22 protein-coding genes are annotated in these 21,505 nt (G+C 40.3%); all 22 read left to right on the forward strand.

Annotation, left to right across the window (positions count from 1 at the left end; genetic code table 11):
* The first annotated feature begins 470 nt into the window (after positions 1-470).
* Positions 471-3,227, forward strand: a complete 2,757-nt coding sequence (locus tag ACGHCK_RS10660; RefSeq protein ID WP_271328275.1) for a cation-translocating P-type ATPase — start codon at positions 471-473, stop codon at positions 3,225-3,227.
* A 74-nt stretch (positions 3,228-3,301) separates the two neighbouring features.
* Positions 3,302-3,508: a hypothetical protein gene (locus ACGHCK_RS10665; protein ID WP_251420747.1), complete on the forward strand. Its 207-nt coding sequence runs from the start codon at positions 3,302-3,304 to the stop codon at positions 3,506-3,508.
* A gap of 106 nt (positions 3,509-3,614) precedes the next feature.
* Positions 3,615-4,373: a magnesium transporter MgtE N-terminal domain-containing protein gene (locus ACGHCK_RS10670; RefSeq protein ID WP_251420749.1), complete on the forward strand. Its 759-nt coding sequence runs from the start codon at positions 3,615-3,617 to the stop codon at positions 4,371-4,373.
* A gap of 71 nt (positions 4,374-4,444) precedes the next feature.
* Positions 4,445-4,927: a glutathione peroxidase gene (locus tag ACGHCK_RS10675; protein WP_202231406.1), complete on the forward strand. Its 483-nt coding sequence runs from the start codon at positions 4,445-4,447 to the stop codon at positions 4,925-4,927.
* 137 nt (positions 4,928-5,064) lie between these two features.
* Positions 5,065-6,969 (forward strand): ABC-F family ATP-binding cassette domain-containing protein, encoded by a 1,905-nt coding sequence (locus ACGHCK_RS10680; RefSeq protein WP_251420752.1) that lies wholly within the window; start codon positions 5,065-5,067, stop codon positions 6,967-6,969.
* Positions 6,970-7,008: 39 nt separating this feature from the next.
* Positions 7,009-7,515 carry a GNAT family N-acetyltransferase gene (locus tag ACGHCK_RS10685; protein ID WP_251420754.1) on the forward strand — a complete coding sequence of 169 codons (507 nt, stop codon included), beginning with the start codon at positions 7,009-7,011 and terminating at the stop codon, positions 7,513-7,515.
* A gap of 253 nt (positions 7,516-7,768) precedes the next feature.
* Complete coding sequence (gene pyrE, locus ACGHCK_RS10690; RefSeq protein ID WP_251420756.1) at positions 7,769-8,398, forward strand: orotate phosphoribosyltransferase; 630 nt, start codon at positions 7,769-7,771, stop codon at positions 8,396-8,398.
* Between the two features lie 38 nt (positions 8,399-8,436).
* A complete protein-coding gene (locus tag ACGHCK_RS10695) occupies positions 8,437-9,702 on the forward strand; it encodes a dihydroorotase (protein ID WP_251420758.1) in 1,266 nt (421 codons plus the stop codon).
* An 83-nt stretch (positions 9,703-9,785) separates the two neighbouring features.
* Positions 9,786-10,211, forward strand: a complete 426-nt coding sequence (locus tag ACGHCK_RS10700) for a DUF3284 domain-containing protein (RefSeq protein ID WP_202231411.1) — start codon at positions 9,786-9,788, stop codon at positions 10,209-10,211.
* Positions 10,212-10,215: 4 nt separating this feature from the next.
* Positions 10,216-11,223: a GNAT family N-acetyltransferase gene (locus ACGHCK_RS10705; RefSeq protein ID WP_251420760.1), complete on the forward strand. Its 1,008-nt coding sequence runs from the start codon at positions 10,216-10,218 to the stop codon at positions 11,221-11,223.
* A 291-nt stretch (positions 11,224-11,514) separates the two neighbouring features.
* Entirely contained in the window at positions 11,515-11,838 is a 324-nt protein-coding gene (locus ACGHCK_RS10710; protein WP_202230608.1) for a PTS sugar transporter subunit IIB, read from the forward strand.
* Positions 11,839-11,868: 30 nt separating this feature from the next.
* The gene (locus ACGHCK_RS10715) at positions 11,869-12,966 is read left to right on the forward strand and encodes a DUF871 domain-containing protein (RefSeq protein WP_251420762.1); all 1,098 of its coding nucleotides are present in this window, start codon (positions 11,869-11,871) and stop codon (positions 12,964-12,966) included.
* A gap of 46 nt (positions 12,967-13,012) precedes the next feature.
* Positions 13,013-14,494: a PTS sugar transporter subunit IIC gene (locus tag ACGHCK_RS10720; protein ID WP_251420764.1), complete on the forward strand. Its 1,482-nt coding sequence runs from the start codon at positions 13,013-13,015 to the stop codon at positions 14,492-14,494.
* A gap of 19 nt (positions 14,495-14,513) precedes the next feature.
* Positions 14,514-14,720: a hypothetical protein gene (locus ACGHCK_RS10725; protein ID WP_202230611.1), complete on the forward strand. Its 207-nt coding sequence runs from the start codon at positions 14,514-14,516 to the stop codon at positions 14,718-14,720.
* 2 nt (positions 14,721-14,722) lie between these two features.
* On the forward strand, positions 14,723-14,860 hold the full coding sequence (locus tag ACGHCK_RS10730) for a hypothetical protein (protein WP_014024702.1): 138 nt from the start codon (positions 14,723-14,725) through the stop codon (positions 14,858-14,860).
* Positions 14,861-15,235: 375 nt separating this feature from the next.
* Entirely contained in the window at positions 15,236-16,885 is a 1,650-nt protein-coding gene (locus tag ACGHCK_RS10735; RefSeq protein ID WP_202230612.1) for an FAD-dependent oxidoreductase, read from the forward strand.
* Positions 16,886-17,092: 207 nt separating this feature from the next.
* Positions 17,093-17,428, forward strand: a complete 336-nt coding sequence (locus ACGHCK_RS10740) for an arsenic metallochaperone ArsD family protein (protein WP_251420765.1) — start codon at positions 17,093-17,095, stop codon at positions 17,426-17,428.
* A 4-nt stretch (positions 17,429-17,432) separates the two neighbouring features.
* On the forward strand, positions 17,433-17,873 hold the full coding sequence (locus ACGHCK_RS10745; RefSeq protein ID WP_202230635.1) for a deoxycytidylate deaminase: 441 nt from the start codon (positions 17,433-17,435) through the stop codon (positions 17,871-17,873).
* 116 nt (positions 17,874-17,989) lie between these two features.
* Entirely contained in the window at positions 17,990-18,742 is a 753-nt protein-coding gene (locus ACGHCK_RS10750) for an acyl-[acyl-carrier-protein] thioesterase (RefSeq protein ID WP_251420767.1), read from the forward strand.
* A gap of 6 nt (positions 18,743-18,748) precedes the next feature.
* On the forward strand, positions 18,749-19,519 hold the full coding sequence (locus ACGHCK_RS10755; protein ID WP_251420770.1) for a TIGR01457 family HAD-type hydrolase: 771 nt from the start codon (positions 18,749-18,751) through the stop codon (positions 19,517-19,519).
* Between the two features lies 1 nt (position 19,520).
* Positions 19,521-20,156 carry a TIGR01906 family membrane protein gene (locus ACGHCK_RS10760; protein ID WP_271328274.1) on the forward strand — a complete coding sequence of 212 codons (636 nt, stop codon included), beginning with the start codon at positions 19,521-19,523 and terminating at the stop codon, positions 20,154-20,156.
* 171 nt (positions 20,157-20,327) lie between these two features.
* Complete coding sequence (guaC, locus tag ACGHCK_RS10765) at positions 20,328-21,317, forward strand: GMP reductase (RefSeq protein WP_202230617.1); 990 nt, start codon at positions 20,328-20,330, stop codon at positions 21,315-21,317.
* The last annotated feature ends 188 nt before the right edge of the window (positions 21,318-21,505 follow it).

Raw genomic sequence — 21,505 nt, forward strand, 5'->3', positions numbered from 1 at the left:
GGCATCCTTGGTTGGTAATGCCAGTAGGAGGTTCAACAGGAACATTTAATGTAATCAATCATTGGAATGCGACGAACTCAGCGATAGGAGGACAGTGGCCCGCCCTCATCCTCCGCGACCAAGACGGTGCATGGACATCAAACATATAGAAATAATAACCCAGTGATTTTTCAGAGGCGAATATCTGGAAAAGTCTTGCAGTGATATGCAAAACAAAATGCTTAAAAAATTTTAAAAAATCCTAAGATTATGATACAATAGAAAGACATGTTTGGGAGTTCTATCCATTCACTCAAAACTAAATAGACGATAAATATAGGTTGGGCGCAAGCTTCAAGAGATTTCCTCCGAGGGTAAGGAGGAGGTTTTTTGATAGCTTGCGTCCTTTTTGTTTACATTCTTTTTTCTTTAGATTGTCTAAGAAAAAGCGAAGTGTAACCCTAACTGTCGAAAATACAAGGAGGAAGCTTTTGGAATTTTATAAAAAAGCAAAAGAAGAAGTTATTGCGGAGTTTTTGGTGGACCCAAAAACAGGTCTGACTGACGAACAAGTCCTGAAGCAAAGAGAGCTTTATGGCGAAAATAAACTTCCTGATGAAGAGGAAGAATCATATTTAGCCACATTTCTTAAAAGTTTTAAAGAACCGATTGTTATTGTGTTACTCGGAGCGGTTGCCTTATCATTTGTGAGCTCCTACCATGCCTTTCACTTTCAAAATGACAGCAAGCATGGTCTAGAAGCAATGTATGAAGCCATTGCGATCTTAATCTTAATTCTTATCAATGCCTTTTTAGGTTTCTATCAAGAAATCAGTGCGCGCAAAAGTTTAAATGCACTTAAAGAGATGAACAACCGTTATGTGACCGTTTTACGAAATGGGCAGTTTGAAAAAATCTACTCAACGGAACTTGTCACAGGCGATATCGTCAAAGCCTCTATAGGAGATTTTGTCGAAGCAGATGTCCGCTGGATTGAAACCAATGAACTCCAAGTTATCGAGTCACATTTGACTGGAGAAGCAGATGCGATCAGCAAGCATACAGAGGCAATTCTCGAGACGACAGAGCTAGGTGATCGTCATAATATGGGCTTCTCCGGTTCAAGCGTTTCTGGTGGACAAGGCTTAGGGATTGTTGTGGCTGTTGGTGAACATACCGAACTTGGTAAAATTGCCAAGTTGATTCAAGCTGTTGAAAACAGGACATCGCCGCTGCAAAATACGGTTCATAAGTTAACCAAAACATTGATGCTAGTCTCAGCAGGTATCGTTGTCTTTACTCTCGTAGTGGGTATCATCCAAGCTGGTGAATTAAGCATAGCATCAATTACATCTGTTTTATCAACCTCAATCGCCTTAGCTGTAGCCTCTATACCTGATGCTCTACCTGCTGTGCTTTCGATTGTTTTAACGATTGGCGCTGCCAAAATGGCGAAGAATAAGGGGCTTATCAAGTCACTTAACAGTGTGGAAACATTAGGAAGCACTTCCTACATCTGTTCAGATAAAACAGGAACACTTACCAAAAATGAAATGACCGTTACACATTTCTATACAAACGGTCAATACTATGAAGTTTCTGGTTTGGGCTATACTCCAGAAGGGGAAATTCGTAGTCTGTCCGAAGACGAGCAAGCTTCTTCATTTTCGGCCTTTATCGCTGGCGCCCTTTTGTGTAACGAGTCAGATCTCAAAGAAGTTGAAGGAAAATTCGTGCCCTTTGGTAATCCAACTGAAATTGCCTTGACCGTTTTAGGGCAAAAAGCTGGCCGCACAAAAACTCAACTTTTAGAATCGCACGTGCTCATCAGGACACTGCCCTTCACCAGTGACCGTAAAACAATGAGTGTCATCGTCAAAAAAGGCGACAACTACCTTCTCTATATCAAGGGAGCGCCAGATGTTCTGGTTGAGAAAAGTCGTGCCCTTTTGATTGATGGTGAATTAAATACCGAAGAAAGTGAAAAACAAAAATTTATCACTACCGTAAATGACTATGCCAATGAAGCTTTGCGTACCTTGGCGGTAGGTTACCGTATCCTCAGCAAGGAAGAAGCAGAACAAGGCAAGCTGGAAGATTTAGAGAAAGATATTATCTTGACAGGTGTCGCAGGCATTATTGACCCTGCTCGTGAAGAAGTTAAGGACTCTGTCAAAACATTGCAAGATGCCAGTGTCGAAGTCGTTATGATTACAGGCGATCATGAGAATACAGCACGTGCGATTGCTTATAATCTAGGTATTGTAAAATCCAAAGAGGCTAAAGTCATCAAAGGTATCGAAATTGAAGAAATGACAGATGAAGAACTTTACACTGCCGTTAAAACGACAAATGTTTATGCGCGGGTTTCTCCTGAACACAAGCAAAGAATAGTGAAGCAACTGCAAAAACACGGAGAAGGTGTGGCGATGACAGGTGACGGTGTTAATGATGCACCCGCCCTGAGAGCAGCTGATATTGGTATAGCCATGGGTATCGCGGGAACTGAGGTAACCAAGGACTCTGCCGACTTGATATTACTTGATGACAAGTTTACGACGATCGAAAAAACAGTTGAAAACGGAAGAACGATTTACGCCAACATTAAGAACTTTATCCGTCATGAGTTGACCACCAATGTCGCAGAAGTGCTTTCCCTGATATTGGGCTTGCTTTTCTTCACTGTAAGTATCGGTAATGTTGACTATACAACACCGACTTTAACAGCCTTAATGGTCCTTTGGGTCAATATGGTCAGTGATGCCGTACCATGCTTTGCTCTAGGATACGATGTCGCCGAGTCAGACATTATGAATGAAAAACCGCGTGATCCAAAAGAGTCTGTCCTTGCCAACTACACATGGTCGAGGGTTTTGATACGTGGGACAATCATGGGGCTGATGGTCTTTGTCGCCTTTGTTTGGGCAGCCAAACAAGGCATGTCAAGCAATGAAGCACAAACGGTTGCCTTCTTAACCCTCGTTTATGGGCAATTATGGCATGTTTTTGATGCAAGAAGTTCACAAACTCTCTTCAGAAGAAATCCATTCGGCAATCCACGTTTAGTCCTTGCTGTTGTCTTTGCAGGAATTTCTTCTTTCTTAGTAACGATAATTCCATTCTTTAATGTTGTCATGGGAACTGCGCCATTGAGCTTACCTGTTTATCTTCTCGTCCTCTTTGTACCGGCCTTACCAACCTTTATCTTATCGGGGATTAAGGAAGTCTTTAACGTCAAAATTTGGTAAGAGGAACTTTTTGAGAGGGGATAAGAGATTATGCTAAAATAGCAGTATAATAATCTTGGAAAGGAACTTTACATATGGAAAAAGTTAAAAGTTTTTTCACAGCAAAAAGAATTTTGGTTCTCTTGATTCTTTTGCTTGTCCTTACCTTTGCAGTCCTGAACTTTGCGCCTGTCAGGATAAATATGCTATTTTTCACTATTGATATTCCCATGTTCTACGGTATTATTGCTGTGGGCTTGATTGGGTTTGTTTGCGGCTATGTGATACGGGGCAGAAAATAAGGAAGATGACGAAAGACCGAAGGCTCCTTCGGTCTTTTTATATCGCTTGGTGGTTTATAACAAAAGTATTAGAATTTAGAGAGAAATGCAAAAGAGGAAAACCACCATGGAAGAACTGATAGGCTATTATATTAGAAATAAAGAGTTTAAAAAACTTCAAGCCATGCTGCAAGACCTGCCCAAACACGAGTTGAAAGAGATCTTGCTGCACTTAAAGATTGATGAACAAGGCAGTCTCTTTGAAGCTCTAGCGGAAGATAAAGCGCTCGAGTTGTTTAAAGTACTGCGCATCAGCCAGCAAAAAAATCTTTTATCCACACTCAAGCCACCGATGGTACAGAGTATCCTGAACCAGCTCTCGCCTGATGATAGGGTGAAGCTTTTTGATCGATTACCGGAGAAGCAGTTCAAGAGTTTTCTAAGTATCTTAAGCGCTGCAAACCGAGAGGAGACACTCAAACTTCAAGCCTATACACCAGAAACCGCAGGAAGAATCATGACGACAGAGTATGTGACTTTGACGGGAGAGTTGACACAGGAGGAAGCCCTGTCTAAAGTTTCGGATGAAGCACGACGTAAAGAAAACATCTATATCCTCTTTGTCGTTGATATGCAGGAAAAACTTCAAGGCTTCATCACTCTAGGGCAGCTTTTGACAGTAAACCCTAAGGTGCTTATCCAGGATGTAATGTCTCAACAGCCGTTCTCTGTTAAAACATCGGACGACCAAGAACAGGTCGCCCAGAAGGTAAAGGAGCTTGACCTGATCGCTTTAGCTGTGACGGATGAGGAGGAGCGTTTGGTCGGCATCCTTACCTTTACCCTCGATGAGATTCAGCGCCTTAAAGTTTTTATGCGAAAGTAGTATCCTTTGACAGCCTATAGAGCAAGTGCTATAATCAATAGCAATTCTAGCCATACAGAAAGGAAGTTCTTATGTCGATTTATGATTTTACTGTCAAAGGGAGTCAAGGAGAAGATGTTTCTCTCTCTGCTTATGAAGGAAAGGTGTTACTCGTTGTCAATACTGCTACAAAGTGTGGCTTTACACCACAATATGACGGACTCCAAAAGCTCTATGAGGAGTACAAAGATGAGGGGTTAGAGATACTTGACTTTCCTTGCAACCAGTTCAAAGAACAAGCTCCAGGAACAGCCGAGGAGATCAATCAATTTTGCAGCCTTAACTACGGCACGACCTTCCCTCGTTTCCAAAAAATTGATGTCAATGGAGAAAACGAAAGTCCATTATACACTTGGCTAAAAGAGGAAAAAGGTAGCCCTCTAGGCAAGAATATCAAGTGGAATTTCACCAAGTTTCTAATTAATCGCCAAGGGGAAGTTGTTGCACGTTACGCGCCAACCACAATACCCGAAAAAATTGCCAAAGATATTGTACAAGAACTGAAGACAGTATAAACAAAGGGAGCCCAGCGCTCTCTTTTTTTTTCATTTTCTGACTAGAATTTATGGGGACTTAGTGTAACATTCTTAAGTTATATTGATTTCATGAGGCAGGTCCTTTACCTTCAACATTTTTATGTTAAAATAGAAGAATGATTTTACTACAAGGAAACGGGATAGCACGCACTTTTGGTGGCGATGTTTTATTTGAAAATATAAATTTTAATCTTCAGGACCACTCACGCATGGCTTTAGTCGGACGAAATGGTGCGGGGAAATCGACTTTATTGAAGATTATCGCAGGGGTTGAGGAACCATCTGCCGGGTCGATTTCTAAAGTCAAGGACTTGCATTTAAATTATTTGGCTCAAGATACAGGACTTTCTTCAGAATTAACTATTTTTGAAGAAATGTTGACGGTCTTTGAAAAACTTCGCCAAACAGAGCAACAATTGCGTCAGATGGAGATGCAAATGTCTGAATTAACGGGTGCCGACTTAGAGAGTTTGATGCACCGTTATGATGCTTTGTCCGAGGAATTCCGTCAAGCCAACGGTTTTACCTATGAAGCAGAGATCAAGTCAGTACTTAATGGTTTTCGTTTTGATGAAAAGATGTGGGACCGTGCCATTTCTTCCTTATCTGGCGGACAAAAAACGCGATTAGCTCTGGCAAAAATGCTTTTAGAAAAGCCTGATTTGCTGATTTTGGACGAACCAACCAATCATTTGGATATTGAAACACTGGCTTGGTTAGAAACTTACCTGAAAAACTATTCAGGAAGTCTTTTGATTGTCAGTCACGACCGTTATTTCTTGGATAAGGTTGTCACTGAGACCTTAGAGATTTCACGCGGCAAGCTGACACGCTTTGCGGGGAATTACAGTAAATATATCGAACTCAAGGCAGAGATGCTCGCCACTGAGCAAAAAAACTATGACAAGCAACAAAAAGAAATCGAAAGACTAGAAGATTTCGTTGCTCGAAACATGGTTCGTGCCTCCACAACAAAACGTGCCCAATCTCGTCAGAAGAAGCTGGAAAAGATGGAACGTATCGAAGCACCAACCGGAAGTGAAGCTGCTGCACACATGACTTTTTCTCCAGCTAAAAAGTCGGGCAATATCGTCCTTACGGTGGAGGATGCAGCTGTAGGCTATGATAAAGTGCTGTCCGAGCCTATCAATATCGATACACGAAAACACGATGCTATTGCTATTGTAGGACCAAACGGTATCGGGAAAACAACGTTGATTAAGTCGATTGTGGGTCAAATTCCTCTTCTTAAGGGTCAAGTAAAGCTTGGTGCCAATGTCGACTTAGGCTATTATGACCAAGAACAGGGACGTCTAACGTCTTCTAATAGTGTTCTTGACGAGATTTGGAATGAACATCGTCTTTTACCAGAAGTAGAGATTCGCAATCTTTTAGGCGCTTTCCTTTTCAGCGGTGAAGATGTGAAAAAGACCGTTTCGATGTTATCCGGGGGAGAAAAAGCACGCCTTCTCTTGGCAAAACTTGCCCTGCAACATGACAATTTTCTTGTATTGGATGAACCCACCAACCACTTGGATATTGATAGCCGTGAAGTGCTAGAAAATAGCTTGATAGACTTTGACGGCACCTTACTTTTTGTCAGTCATGACCGCTATTTTATTAACCGTGTGGCAACCAAAGTCCTCGAAATATCGCCACAAGGAAGTAAACTTTATCTGGGCGATTATGATTACTATTTGGAGAAAAAACTTCAAGAAGAAGAGGCGCATCAAGAAGTTGTTTGGGAAGAAAAGCCAGAAAGTGCGGGTCAGATGGACTATGCACAGCAGAAAGAGGCGCAGAAAATCCGCCGAAGATTAGAACGTGAAGTCAATGCTGCAGAAGAAAAGCTTGCCACTTTGGAAAAGCAAAGCGAAGAAATTTCACACGCCATGTTAGAGGTAACAGATGATTTTGTTAAACTGGGTGAACTCCAAGCAGAGCTGGATCAACTGGCTGTACAAAAAGAAGAAGCCGAGATGAATTTACTGGAAGTAATGGAGAGTCTGGAAAGTTTATGATGCTGAAACAGAAAAAATAATCTATCAGAAAGAAATACTATGGAAAAAATTACTTATGACTATGCAAAAATTTCGGATTTAGGTGGAATCATGCACATTGAAACGACGGATTTTTCGCCAAATGAAGCTTCCTCACGAGAGTCAATGCTGGAACAAATTGAACGTATTAGCGACTCATTTTTGGTGGCACATAACGAAAGGGGTACAGTTGTGGGATATGTGGCTGGTCCTGTGACAGCTGGTCATTTTGTGGAGGATAGAATGTTTGAGCACTCGGAGCGTAACCCGAATTTTTATGGCTATCAGAAAATCACAAGTTTGGCAGTTCATCCTGATTATCAGGGGCAAGGAATCGCCAAGGAGCTGATGTCCCGCTTTATCGAGCAGGCGCGACTGAAAAATCGGCGAGGTGTGAGCTTAACTTGTCATGATTATCTGGTGGGCTATTATGAAAGATATGGATTTGTCAACAAGGGCATTTCTGAATCTCAATGGGGCGGCGAGATTTGGTATGACATGACTTTAGAGCTTAGAAAATCACGTTGACAATCTTGTTTTTTTTAAATAGAGTTTATGATTGCAAACTTCGACTAAATCTGTTAGACTATATAGCGATGAACCTTTAAATTAGCACGAGAGGCTAGCAAGGAAACCGTATAATTGTCTATTTATATAGTATTTAGGAGCATTCTAAGTATTATCGGCATATTTTTTTACGCACTTGCAGCTTTCTGCAGGTGTTTTTTTCTATAATACCGTGCTGTTCAGACTAACTTAAAGGACTAGAAAAGAGGAAAATATGTCATTATCAAAAACTATTGCTGCTGATTTATTAGAAATAAAAGCTGTAAGCTTATCGCCAAGCGCGCCTTTCACTTGGGCGAGCGGGATTCAGTCTCCTATCTACACAGACAACCGTGTGACTTTGGCTTATCCAGAAGTACGTACACGTATTGAGCAGGCTTTTGCGGATTTGGTCAAGGCAGAATTTCCAGAGGTTGAAGTGATTGCAGGTACAGCTACAGCCGGTATTCCTCATGGTGCGATTATCGCTGATTATCTGGAGCTTCCTTTTGCCTACATCCGCAGCAAACCAAAAGATCACGGGGCAGGTAACCAGATAGAAGGTCGTGTTTCGAAGGGACAGAAAATGGTTGTGGTTGAAGATTTGATTTCAACAGGAGGTTCAGTATTAGAGGCGGTTGCTGCGGCACAACGTGAAGGCATCGAGGTGTTAGGTGTTATCGCTATCTTTACCTATCAGTTGGAAAAAGCAACCTTAAAATTTGAACAAGCCCAAGTACCGCTACATACTTTGACAAATTATTCTGAACTGATTCAAATCGCACAGGAAACGGGTTATGTAACAGAGGATGAACTTGAAATGCTTAAAAAATTCAAGGACAATCAGGAAACGTGGAATAAATAACATAATAAATATTATGTAAAATGCAAGAAAGGGAACAGATGATACTCATAAAAAATGGCCGTGTAATCGATCCTAAGACGGGTTTTGATCAAGTTGCGGATGTGTTAATTCAAGACAAAAAGATTATTCGTATTGCCAAAGATTTGGAAGAAGAAGATGCGGAAATTATTGATGCCAGCAACTTGATTGTTGCACCAGGGCTCATCGATATTCATGTGCATTTCCGTGAACCAGGTCAAACGCATAAAGAGACGATACACACTGGGGCTTTATCTGCAGCACGCGGTGGCTTTACGACGGTTGTGATGATGGCAAATACTAAACCGATTTTATCAAGTCCTGAAGTACTTGCAGAAACACTGAAACTTGCAAATGAAGAGAAGATTCATATTAAGTCCGTTGCTTCTATTACCAAAGATTTTGATGGACAACATTTGACGGATTTTGATACTTTACTGGCGGCAGGCGCAGTTGGATTTTCGGATGACGGTATTCCACTCAGTGATTCAGGCGTTTTACATGAAGCATTAAAGAAAGCCAAGAAAACCGATAGTCTGCTCTCTATTCACGAGGAAGATCCCAACTTAGTGGATACGCTTGGAATCAATGAAGGCGAAGTGGCACATCAATGTGGCCTGACAGGAGCGACAAAGGTGGCCGAATACAGTATGATAGCACGTGATGCCATGCTGGCTTTGGATACTCAAGCCCGTTTACATATTCAACATTTATCCGCTGGAGAAAGTGTAGATGTAGTTCGTTTTGCGCAAAAGATGGGCGCAAAAGTCAGTGCTGAAGTCACACCGCAACATTTTTCATTGACAGAGCAAGCAGTACTAGAGATAGGGACAAATGCCAAGCTTAATCCTCCACTGCGTCAGACAAAAGATATTGCAAAAATCTTGGAAGGTTTGAAAGATAATACTATTAGTGTTATCGCTACCGATCATGCCCCACATACACATGAAGAAAAAAATGTTGCTCTGGCTAAAGCACCGAGCGGCATGATTGGCTTGGAAACTTCTTTGCAACTTGGGCTTACGCATCTGGTAGCGCCTGGGCATCTCGAGCTGATTCAATTATTAGAAAAAATGACTGCTAATCCAGCCAAACTGTATGGTTTTGATGCAGGATATTTAGCGGAAGGCGGCCCGGCCGATATCACCATTTTCGATGCCAAGAACACTTATAAAGTGGATGAAAACTTTGATTCAAAAGCCAGCAACTCACCATTTATTGGTCAGGAACTTTTGGGACAGGTAAAATATACGCTTTGTTCAGGAGAAATTGTTTACCACTCATAAAAATCTTGCAAGAGCTTACATAAATTGTTAAAATGATTTTAATGTTTAATAAATTTTATTCTAAGCAATAGGAGAAATCTCATATGAAAATCACTAAAACAATTAATGCTCCTGTCGAATTTGTCTACAATCAGATTCTGAATTCATCACTTTATGATATCGAAAAACATACCGGTCGCAGGCCTGATATCAAGTCTCTTAGTGGCTTTGAGTACTCAAAAACATTTGGCAAAAACCAACATGGAACCATTAAGATTGACGAGGTAGTGACAGCCACCAGTTACGCTTTCACTACGAAAACTATTCGCAACACTTTTCATACGCGCTGGAGCTTTCAGCCGGTCAATGGTAAGCAGACTCAAATAAATATCGAGGAAAGCCGTACTTCAAGCGGAATGATTCAAAAACTGAATGATATGTTTGTTGGAACGCTTCTGGGGCACTGGAAAAAACGTCAAATGGTCGCTATTCTAAATCATATTGAACAAGCTTATAGTGGTGGGAAGTGACGATATGGAAAAGAAACAACATGAACTTTTCGAACTGGCTACGTATGCTTTTAATAAGCCAAGAAGTAAAGAAAGAGAAGAGGCGTTTGAGAAACTTTTGAGTTTTTCAAAACCTTACAGTTACCGGGAAAATGGTGAATTATCCTCTATGATTATCGACACTTCTTTTCATGTCTACTGGAAGGAGGCGAAACTAAAGATGTCAGGGATTGGTTATGTTGCCTCTTACCCAGAATTTAGAGGGAACGGCAGTATTCGCAAACTCATGACCGATATTTTGGAAGACAACTATGAAGCTGGCACTGCCTTAAGCTATCTGGCACCTTTTTCTTATCAGTTTTATGGTCAATTTGGCTATCATTACGCTTTCGACCAAAAAGCTTATACGATACCTGCCCAAGAATTTCCCAAGGGCAAAAAAACAGCAGGACAGGTGCAGCGTCGTACTGTAAGTGAAGAACTTTTTGAAGATATGGCTGAGGTCCATGATCAAGTCTATAACCAAGGTTCTCTGGTCCGTCCGCAACATGTTTGGGAATACTACTTCAAGCATAAAGCACAGCCCTTCTTTGCGACTTATGAGGAAAATGGTAAAATTTTAGGCTACTTAATTTATGAGTTTTCGGATACGGCTTTTGTGATTCGTGAATGTATGACGTTGACCCAAGAAGCTCAAGCTGCACTTTATCGTTTTGTATCCAGCCATGCAGCAAGTTTTGAAGTTATCAAGTGGACAGCACCGTCAAATGTCTTCCTTGAATATGATCTGGCGGAGCCATCGCGAATACAGTTGCAGCTGCGACCCTATATGCAAGCGCGTATCGTTAATCTACAGGCCTTTTTAAAAGTGAACGGCCAACCTGAATTTGCTGCACGTATTGTCGATGATATTTTGCCGCAAAATAATATCTGTGTTGGCCCTGAAACAGACGAGCCAGAAGAAATGACCATTGGTGCATTTACTGCACGTGTCCTACGGGAGAATAAAGCCATTCTTCGTGAATATTTTTAAAGTTATCAATAAAAACGTCAAGTCTTAACATTTTTCATAAGATTTGGCGTTTTTATTAACTTAAACTAAAGAATAAAAACTTTTTTTGTTTCTAAATTTGTAACATGTTTCGGAAATTAGGCCAAAAAATGAAGTTTTTATTAATTTTAGAAAAATAAAAGCGCTATAAATAAGGGTTTCATTAAAAAATATTTGTTTTTTCGCTTAATATTGTCCGGACAAATTATATTTGAAATCGCTTTCCGAAATAGCTATACTATTGGTATAGATAAAAAGAAGGAGATCATTAAAATGGCAGATAAAGTTATTGCACTGGCCTGTGCAGCAGGTATGTCAACCTCATTACTCGTGACAAAGATGCAGCAAGCCGCACAAGAAGCAGGAAAAGATTATGAGATCTACGCAAAGTCTGTAGCCGAAATTGATAATATGTTGTCTAGTTCAGAGAAACCAGATGTATTGCTTCTCGGTCCACAAGTGGCTTATATGAAAAATGAAGTTATTAAAAAAGCAGCAGCAGTTGGTGTTCCTTGTGACGTGATTAAAATGCAAGATTACGGCATGATGAATGGTAAAAATGTCGTCGCCGCTGCAGATGCATTGATGAATGGATAGTGGGAAAATCTAGAGTAAGAAAGGAGTATTATGGGAAAACTAGGTATCTCGATTTATCCGGAACGTTCCAACTTTGAGGCTGACAAAGCCTATTTAGACTTGGCTCACCAATATGGATACACCCGTGTCTTTACTTCACTTTTAGAGATTAAGGGAGATAAGGCAGCTGTTCTTGAGAGCTTTACGAAAGTGATTGCTTATGCAAACAGTCTTGGTATGGAAGTCATGGTAGATATTAATCCTGCCTTATTTGAACAACTTAACATCAGCTATGATGATTTAAGTTTCTTTGATGAAATGGGTGCTGATGGTATTCGTTTAGACCTTGGATTTACAGGAGCTGAGGAAGCACGTATGACTCGCAACCCTTATAATCTAAAGATAGAGATTAACATGAGTCAGGGAACAAGTTATGTGGACAGTATCATGGACTATTCGCCCAACATTGAAAACTTACTGGGCAGTCATAACTTTTACCCCCACCGTTATACAGGCTTGGCATTTGACCACTATGTAAAATGTACGAAGAAGTTCAAGAAGTACAACTTAAACACGATGGCTTTTGTGAATTCGCATGAAGCAACCTTTGGACCTTGGCCTGCTCAAGACGGTCTATGTACGCTAGAAGAACATCGTAACCTTAGCCTAAAGACTCAGGTAAAACATTATAAGCTCTTAGGCGATATTGACGACATTACCATTGCCAATGCCTATGCGAGTGAAGCAGAGCTGAAGCAAATGGCAGAAGCCTTCCATGCACCAATGCCTGAACTTAAAGTGGTTCCCCGACCTACAATGACAGAAAATGAACGCAAATGTGTTTTTGAAGCGATGCACAGTTACCGTGGCGACCGTTCAGAATACATGCTACGTTCAACCATGACTCGCGTTATCTACAAAGACTTGGATTTCCCGCCACATGATACAGATACAATAAAACCAGGCGATGTGATTATTGACAATGATGGATATGGTCAATATAAGGGAGAAACACAAATCGCTCTGAAGGAAATGAAAAATGATGGTCGGGTCAATGTTGTTGGACGTATCTCGGAAGACGAAATGTTCTTACTTGACTTCATCAAGCCTTGGAGTTCGTTTAAATTTATTGAAAGTGATGAGCTATAATTTATAACCTTATACGCAAATAAATTAAAATTTTAGGAGGAATTCTATGAACGGAATTACGATGTGGATGGAGAAATATCTCGTCCCAGTAGCAGCAAAAATAGGGTCGCAAAAGCACCTGGTTGCCTTGCGTGACTCATTCATTGGTATCCTGCCAGCAACACTGACAGGTGCGCTTGCAGCGATGGTATCAGCCATCGTCACAACTTTCCCACAGTCCATTCAGCAGATGGTTTTGGGACCAACCAAGTTTTCACAACTTGCACCAGAAGATGTCTGGACACTTGCGAACACACCAATCATCGGGGATTTGAACAATATTTCAGCTCTCGTTAACCAAGGGACTTTGACAGTTATTGGTCTTATCTTTGCATTCTCTTGGGGTTACAATTTGGCGCGTGCTTATGGTGTCAATGACCTAGCTGGTGGTGTTGTAGCAGTTGCCACTCTCTTCGCTGGTTTGCCAAACCAAATGCCAAAATTCTTGGATGCTTTGGGTGTGAGCGATGCCGGTGTAGCCGCAACAGACAAAATCAATGGCGTACTGACTGGACAAGGTCTTGCAGCATGGAAACCACTCTTTGCTGCTGCACATATGGATGCTGGTGCTTACTTTACCATTATCATTATGGGTGCCCTTGCAGTAATTATTTATGCTAAACTTATGTTAGCAGATATTACTATCAAGATGCCTGAGTCAGTCCCACCAGCAGTAGCAAAAGCTTTCCTTGCGATTATTCCGACGATTACTGCGATTTATGCGGTGAGCTTAATTTACTATATTATTGATAAATTGACAAATGACTCTGTAATTAATTTGATTACACATTATATTGCAGAACCCTTCCAAATTCTCTCACAAAATATTTTCTCAGTTCTTATTGTCACACTCTTCGTCTCAATCTTCTGGTTCTTTGGACTTCACGGACCAAACGTCTTGGCACCTGCTCTTGATGGTATCTGGCTTCCTCTGGGGCTCAATAACCAGGCCCTTTACTTCCAAGTTCACTCAGACGGTATTCGTGACTTAGTAGCGCGTGGCGCGATTGATAAAGCCCATGCCATTAACGGTGACTATGTCAGTCTTTGGGTTCGTGGTTCATGGGATGCCTTTGTCTGGTTTGGTGGATCTGGTGGTACCATTACCTTGATTCTTGCCATTCTGATCTTCTCTAAACGTAAAGATTATAAGACAGTAGGACGTCTTGGTCTAGCACCAGGTATCTTCAATATCAACGAACCGGTGCTCTTCGGTATGCCAATCGTACTGAACGCCATCTTCTTTATTCCATTCTTAATTGCACCATTGGTAGCAGTTATCATCGCTTATGTCGCAACAATGCTCCACTGGGTCGATCCAGTCGTAAGTGCTGTACCGTGGGTAACACCGCCAATTATGAATGCCTTTCTTGCTACAGGATTTGACTGGCGTGCGATTATCTTAGCAATTGTCAATCTAGCTGTAACCTTTGCTATTTGGACGCCATTCGTTATTGCAGCAAACAAGATGGAAGAACCTGAATTATAAAAAAGCAGAAAGGAACCCAATGATTATTGTTAATGTAGCTATGATGCAAGAAAAAGTAATTCAACTTCTAGAAGAAAATGGATTTACTTATAAGGAAAAAAAGGGATTGAAACTCTATTTTCGAGGTCCGAATAGCAACTTAGCCACGGATGCTCAAACTGCAAAACGCTTAATTAAACAAAGTTCATTTGGTTCAGCATTATTCTTTAACGTCGAGGAGGTTTAAATATGGCTTGGATATATGCATTACTTAGTTTATCACTCTTACTTCTAGCTTATCAAAACTGGAGTTTCGGAGGTACACTCTTTATTCTATCTGTAGTCATGCTTATACTGGCACGGCAAAAGAAGAAAAAAGAAGAATAAAAGAGGTTCGCCTGAGCGACCTCTTTTGTTTTTGCACTTGACTTTACAGGACATCACTGTACAATATTTTATAAGACATACATCTTACTAGGAAGTGGCTTAGAAGTTATCTCTTGACTGAATACCCCTAAGGGTATATAATGAGTGTATTAAGAAATTTGAGAAAACCCATGCATAACTCGAAGCCACGTTCCAATATTAGGTAATATTCTGCTGATCCATTAGGCTGAAGGAGATGTGGGATAGAAGCGAAAAGTCACATATTCTGTTAATTGTTAGATACTTGCAAGGCTTTATAGGCACAAGGAACAGCAATTATAAAGATAGGCAGTGGTGCAAGTTTGGGATGATGGATTAAAAAGTAGGGAGAAAAAAATGTCTAAAAAATATCTTATTGTTGGTGGTGTTGCTGGAGGGATGAGTGCGGCAACTCGCCTCCGTCGTTTACAGGAAGATGCAGAAATTATTGTTTTTGATAAAGGGCCTTATGTGTCTTTTGCGAACTGTGGTTTGCCTTACTATCTTTCAGGTGAGATAGAGTCTAGAGATAAACTTATCTTACAAACACCAGAAAGCTTGAAACAACGTTTTAATCTAGAAGTTCGTCCTGATTCAGAAGTTGTTTCTATTGACAAGGAATTGAAGGAAATAACGGTTGTTTCTGATGGAAAGACCTATAAGGAAAGCTATGATTCGCTTATCTTATCTCCTGGGGCCAGTCCTTTCATTCCGGATATAAAAGGTTTAGCAGAAGCTCATAATGTATTTAGTTTGCGCAATATCCCTGACTTGGATAAGATAACAGGTTATATGGAAATTAAACATCGTAAGCAAGCTGTGATTGTAGGTGCAGGCTTTATCGGTTTGGAAATGGCTGAAAACTTGAGAAAGCTTGGTTTGGATGTGACAGTTATTGAAAAGGCAGATCATGTTTTGCCAACACTTGATCAAGAAATGGCTCTCTACATTGAAGAAGAGTTAGAACGAAATGGCTTAAACGTTATGACCGGCCTTTCTGTCGTTGAGTTTCAAGATGAAGGCAGGACAGTAATTCTTGAAAATGGCGATGTTTTGACTGCGGATTTAGTTATTCTTTCAGTAGGGATTCGTGTAGAGTCCAAGTTGGCAGCTGATGCTGGTATTGCATTGGGTATGAGAGGAGCTATTCTCGTAGATGAGCACTATCAAACTTCAGTACCTGACATCTATGCTGTGGGTGATGCTATTCTTGTTAAAAATCAAATCACCAATCAAGAGGCGCTTATCTCTCTCGCAAGTCCGGCGAATCGTCAAGGGCGCCAAGTGGCTGATGTTTTATCAGGGCTTCCTGTGACAAATAAAGGAAGTATCGGAACAGCTATCGTTAGAGCCTTTAACTTAACAGCAGCTTCGACAGGGATTTCGGAAAGACAAGCTCAAGAGTTGAACTTGAAGTATAAAGCAGTACACATAACAGCAAATGATCATGCAGGTTATTATCCGGGCGCAAGTTCTATTTTACTTAAACTTATTTTTAATCCAGAAGATGGACAAATTTATGGTGCATCAGCCTTGGGGGAAAAAGGGGTTGATAAACGCATTGATGTTCTAGCTACAGCAATCAAAGGAAGCCTAACTGTTTTTGATCTTCCAGAGTTAGAGTTGACCTATGCACCACCGTTTGGCTCGGCAAAAGATCCTGTGAATATGATTGGTTATGCAGCCATAAATATTGCTATGGGGCTGTCCGACAATATCCAATGGCACCAGTTGAAATCAGAACTTGCTAAAGGCAAAGTATTATTAGATGTTCGTCAAGAAAGCGAAGTGGCACAAGGTGGATTTGAAGAAGCAATAAATATTCCTTTAAATGATTTACGTGAAAATCTGGATAAACTTGATAAAAATAAAGAATATATCGTGAGCTGTCAATCGGGGCTTCGCTCCTATACTGCTGAACGTATTTTGAAACAGGAGGGCTATAAGGTAGAAAACCTTGATGGTGCTTATGGTCTTTATAGTAAAGTCATGGGAATCCTTGCTTGAAATCGAAATGAAGAAGTTGAGACAGAAACAGCGTTTCGACTTATGTTAGTCAAAATAAAAAATAAAAAATAAAAAATCTGAATGGCGTGCACAAAATTACGTGATTCAGATTTTTCATTTTTGACAGCTTTTCTATAAAAATTTTTGCTGAATTTGCAGTTTGCATATGGTATAATGTTAAAAAATATCGTTAGATTGAGAGAAAAAATGCGACTCGAAATATATGAGGAAAAATCAGATGGTGCTGGAGCTGCCATTGCTCAGGTCTTTGCGGCTTTCAGCGAAGAAGCAGAAAATGAACAACTGCAAACAGCACGCTATAACTTGGAAGATGAACCGGACCGGTTTACCCGTCATCCTCTGGTCAGTCAGGCCATGCAGAATATGGAACAGGCTCTGCCATTAACGATTGTTGATGGTGAAATTATGCTGATAGGAGAGTATCCTGATATGGAAGATTTGACAGAGATCACAGGAATGAATTTTCAAGATATAAGAAATAAGGGTTGCCAATGCAGCAACTGTAGATGTGGAAAGGGATAATATGATGATTGAAAATTTTCAACGGCCAACAAAGGAAGAGTACTTTAAAGAAATTGTTGAGGTTGTAGCCAAGCGTTCGACCTGTACGCATGCTCAAGTGGGAGCACTTTTAGTGACCGCTGATGGTCAGATACTTTCAACAGGATATAACGGTTCTGTAGCGCTTATGCCACACTGTACGGATGTTGGATGCTTGGAAGACAAAGATGGACACTGCATTGCTACAGTGCACGCTGAACAAAATGCGATTGCACAAGCAGCGAAACACGGTGTTTCTCCTGAAGGAGCCATTCTTTATACAACACTCTTTCCTTGCATTGCCTGCCTCAAACTAGTATTAGCAGCAGGAGTAAAGCATATCAAATACATCAATGAATACCATGCCAAAAATCCTTATGAGGAAGAGCTTATTGAAACTTTGGGTATTCAAGTTGAAAAAATATAAAAATTCTAGAAAGCCTGTTTTTTTCTATATTAACGAAAGCTAAGTTCATTTTAAATTTGTTGATAAAATTCTTTTTTACTCCAGCTTTTTACGCCTATTTTTGCTAGAATAGAGGAATGGGAATAAAATACAGTCAAACACATAAAGTCGCCTTTTATGAGAGTGATACTCGAGGAAAAATGAGGATATCTGACCTTCTTGCCGTAGCGCTTCAAACTTCGGGAGAACAGTCGTATACATTGAACCGCAGTGACACATGGGTTTATGAGAACTTTAATCTTTTTTGGGCTGTCATTGAGTACGAGATTCATCTTTACAAGCTTCCAGAATTTAATGAAGTTATTACGATTGAAACAGAAGCTACCTCTTACAACAAGTTTTTCTGTTATCGTGACTTCATTTTCAAAAATAATAGCGGTGAAATTTTAGTCAAAATAAGTTCCACATGGGTTTTGATGAACAAGGATACCCGAAAAGTAGAACGTGTGGTTGATGAAATTGTTGCGCCCTATGAGGCACCAAAAGTCAGTAAAATCACCCGCCCACATAAATATCTTGCTTTATCAGAAGAGGCAAGTTGTAACTTAGCATTTCCGGTTCGTTTTTCTGACCTTGACATGAATGGTCACGTTAACAATGCCAGATATTTTGACTGGGCTGTCGATCAGTTAGACTATGATTTCCGAATGGCATACGAACCTAAGAAAATATATATACGTTACAATCATGAGCTACTTTACGGAAATCATGAATTTATTGAACCTGTCTTTGAGTTTCAAGGAAATACAACCTGTCATATCATTAGGAAAGATGGTATAGATAATGCTAATATTGAAATTGTATGGTCGAAAATAATTGAGGAGGACTAAGTACAGATGAAAAAGAATTATAAGGGTTATCTTATTGATTTAGACGGTACGATTTATCTGGGAAATCATCGCATTCCAGCAGGAGAGGATTTTATTCATCGCTTGCAAGCAGCTAATATTCCTTATTTGTTTTTGACTAACAATACAACGAAAACGCCGCGCGTGGTTCAAAAACGCTTAGCGACAGAATTTAATATTGAGACGCCTTTAGATACAATCTACACAGCAAGTGCAGCAACCGTAGATTATATGGATGATTTGGGTCTGGAAAAGACGGTGTATGTTATCGGTGAAGATGGATTAAAAGAAGCAATCTATGGAGCAGGCTATAAAAAAGAGCGTGAAAATCCCGCCTATGTTGTCGTTGCTTTAGATACTGATCTCACGTATGAGATGCTTGCTTTGGCAACGCTCGCTATCCATAAGGGAGCTAAATTTATTGGCACAAACCCTGACTTGAATCTCCCAAGTGAACGTGGACTTTTACCAGGAGCAGGTTCATTAGTCAAGATGATTGAAGCTGCAACACGTGTGCAAGCAACTTATATTGGAAAACCTGAGGCCATCATTACGGAAAAAGCGGTTAAAAAATTAGGAATCCCTAAGGAAGAATTGCTGATGGTTGGTGATAACTACTTGACAGATATCCGCACGGGGATTGATAACGGTATTGATACTTTATTAGTCACGACGGGCTTCACTAAAGCAGAAGAAGTGCCAAACCTTCCAATTTCTCCAACATATGTCGTTTCAAGCTTGGAACATTGGGAAGTGTAGCATGCGAGAACGCCTAATTTTTACGAGTGTTATTTTATGGGGGACAGCTACTGCAGTCAGTTTGACTTTACTTTTAGCTGTTCCGCTTTTCTATGTAGATATTCATCTGGAAAACTTGCCGCAAGCATCAGGCCTTCCAGCAGAAACGCTGAGACATAATTTCAACATACTCATGGCTTATCTTGTCAATCCCTTTGCAAACACCTTGCATATGCCAGACCTTCCTTCATCTCCAGAGGCTTTGCAGCACTTTAAAGATGTAAAAAAACTTTTCATGCTTGCTTTAGGCCTTATGATTGTACTAAGCCCGATGATTTTCCTTTTTTTAAAGGAACATCTGGCTATCGTCTATCACAATGGCATACGGTTTGTGATGGGTACGCCTCTGTTTATAGGATTGGTTGCTGCCTTGATAGGCTTTGATAACTTTTTTATCTATTTTCATGAAATCTTTTTCTGGGATGATACGTGGCTTTTTAATCCTGATACAGATCCTATCATCAATGTTTTAACAGAAAATTATTTTATGTACACTTTTATCCTATTTCTTATTCTCTTTGAGCTCCTCTTTTTTCTCCTTTATTGGTCAGGAAATAAACGGGTACAAAGGAAATTTATCGGTAAAACCGAACGATGAGTCGTAAAACTGATGTGAAATCAGTTTTTTTCTATTTTTTTAGGGCAATATGCGTTAAAATAGATAAGGAAGGTTTGGTTGCAGAGATATTTATCGCCAAACTAGAGAAGTTTTCACAGAGGAAAACTCGGTCGGTATTCTGTAATAACAAATGAATAAAGAGGCATTTTTATGAACACAATGGTTCCAGTTTTTGATTACGAAGATATCCAACTTATCCCAAATAAGTGTATTATTAACAGTCGTAGCGAGGCAGATACGTCAGTTAAGTTAGGAGCTCATACTTTTAAACTTCCTGTTGTTCCTGCAAATATGCAAACGATTATCGACGAAAATATTGCTGAAATGTTAGCCAAGCAAGGTTATTTCTATATTATGCACCGCTTTGAAGAAAGTACACGTAAGGACTTTATCGAAAAGATGCATGCTCAAAATCTCATTGCATCAATTTCTGTTGGCGTTAAAGACAACGAACGTCAGTTTGTCCGTGATTTGGCGGAAACAGCGACTATTCCAGATTACATTACTATCGATATTGCCCATGGGCATGCCAACTCTGTGATTGAGATGATACAACTCATAAAACGTCTCATGCCACAAGTCTTTGTTATTGCTGGTAATGTGGGAACACCTGAAGCTGTTCGCGAGTTGGAAAATGCTGGTGCGGATGCGACTAAAGTCGGAATCGGTCCAGGAAAAGTTTGTATCACTAAGGTAAAAACAGGTTTCGGAACAGGCGGCTGGCAACTCGCAGCTCTTCGTTGGTGTGCAAAAGCAGCAAGTAAGCCAATCATTGCTGACGGTGGGATTCGTACACATGGTGATATTGCAAAATCTGTCCGTTTTGGTGCAAGTATGGTGATGATAGGCTCTCTCTTCGCCGCACATGAGGAGTCACCAGGTAAAACCATTGAGCAGGACGGAAAACTTTACAAAGAATATTTTGGTTCAGCTAGTGAATATCAAAAAGGTGAGCATAAAAATGTTGAAGGGAAAAAAATCCTCTTGCCGCACAAAGGCTCTCTAAAAGATACACTTAAAGAAATGCAAGAAGACCTTCAGAGCTCGATTTCCTACGCTGGTGGCCGTGACCTCAATGCCCTACGCAAAGTAGATTATGTCATCGTGAAAAACTCAATTTGGAATGGTGATTCATTATAAAATGTAAAAAGCTGTCAGTACTTACTGTCAGTTTTTTACGTCTTTCAAAGGCAATTATTTTGGTTCTGTATAATCTGTGGTGGTAGATTAAAATCTACTGCCCTTTTTTTATACAAGAAAAGCCATAGTAATTCGCTAAAATGTAGTTACCACACAAACACTTTAGTTAAGGATTCCTATGACTCATT

Source organism: Lactococcus muris (assembly GCF_042849115.1).
In the GTDB taxonomy this organism is placed as follows: domain Bacteria; phylum Bacillota; class Bacilli; order Lactobacillales; family Streptococcaceae; genus Lactococcus; species Lactococcus muris.

Coding starts and splice junctions, on each gene's coding strand:
- ACGHCK_RS10705 (WP_251420760.1), top strand. CDS start 10,216: ATGGAAAAGAAACAACATGAACTTTTCGAACTGGCTACGTATGCTTTT.
- ACGHCK_RS10675 (WP_202231406.1), top strand. CDS start 4,445: ATGTCGATTTATGATTTTACTGTCAAAGGGAGTCAAGGAGAAGATGTT.
- ACGHCK_RS10695 (WP_251420758.1), top strand. CDS start 8,437: ATGATACTCATAAAAAATGGCCGTGTAATCGATCCTAAGACGGGTTTT.
- ACGHCK_RS10730 (WP_014024702.1), top strand. CDS start 14,723: ATGGCTTGGATATATGCATTACTTAGTTTATCACTCTTACTTCTAGCT.
- ACGHCK_RS10700 (WP_202231411.1), top strand. CDS start 9,786: ATGAAAATCACTAAAACAATTAATGCTCCTGTCGAATTTGTCTACAAT.
- ACGHCK_RS10720 (WP_251420764.1), top strand. CDS start 13,013: ATGAACGGAATTACGATGTGGATGGAGAAATATCTCGTCCCAGTAGCA.
- ACGHCK_RS10745 (WP_202230635.1), top strand. CDS start 17,433: ATGATTGAAAATTTTCAACGGCCAACAAAGGAAGAGTACTTTAAAGAA.
- ACGHCK_RS10670 (WP_251420749.1), top strand. CDS start 3,615: ATGGAAGAACTGATAGGCTATTATATTAGAAATAAAGAGTTTAAAAAA.
- ACGHCK_RS10760 (WP_271328274.1), top strand. CDS start 19,521: ATGCGAGAACGCCTAATTTTTACGAGTGTTATTTTATGGGGGACAGCT.
- ACGHCK_RS10755 (WP_251420770.1), top strand. CDS start 18,749: ATGAAAAAGAATTATAAGGGTTATCTTATTGATTTAGACGGTACGATT.
- ACGHCK_RS10665 (WP_251420747.1), top strand. CDS start 3,302: ATGGAAAAAGTTAAAAGTTTTTTCACAGCAAAAAGAATTTTGGTTCTC.
- ACGHCK_RS10680 (WP_251420752.1), top strand. CDS start 5,065: ATGATTTTACTACAAGGAAACGGGATAGCACGCACTTTTGGTGGCGAT.
- guaC (WP_202230617.1), top strand. CDS start 20,328: ATGAACACAATGGTTCCAGTTTTTGATTACGAAGATATCCAACTTATC.
- ACGHCK_RS10725 (WP_202230611.1), top strand. CDS start 14,514: ATGATTATTGTTAATGTAGCTATGATGCAAGAAAAAGTAATTCAACTT.
- ACGHCK_RS10735 (WP_202230612.1), top strand. CDS start 15,236: ATGTCTAAAAAATATCTTATTGTTGGTGGTGTTGCTGGAGGGATGAGT.
- ACGHCK_RS10715 (WP_251420762.1), top strand. CDS start 11,869: ATGGGAAAACTAGGTATCTCGATTTATCCGGAACGTTCCAACTTTGAG.
- ACGHCK_RS10740 (WP_251420765.1), top strand. CDS start 17,093: ATGCGACTCGAAATATATGAGGAAAAATCAGATGGTGCTGGAGCTGCC.
- ACGHCK_RS10750 (WP_251420767.1), top strand. CDS start 17,990: ATGGGAATAAAATACAGTCAAACACATAAAGTCGCCTTTTATGAGAGT.
- pyrE (WP_251420756.1), top strand. CDS start 7,769: ATGTCATTATCAAAAACTATTGCTGCTGATTTATTAGAAATAAAAGCT.
- ACGHCK_RS10685 (WP_251420754.1), top strand. CDS start 7,009: ATGGAAAAAATTACTTATGACTATGCAAAAATTTCGGATTTAGGTGGA.
- ACGHCK_RS10710 (WP_202230608.1), top strand. CDS start 11,515: ATGGCAGATAAAGTTATTGCACTGGCCTGTGCAGCAGGTATGTCAACC.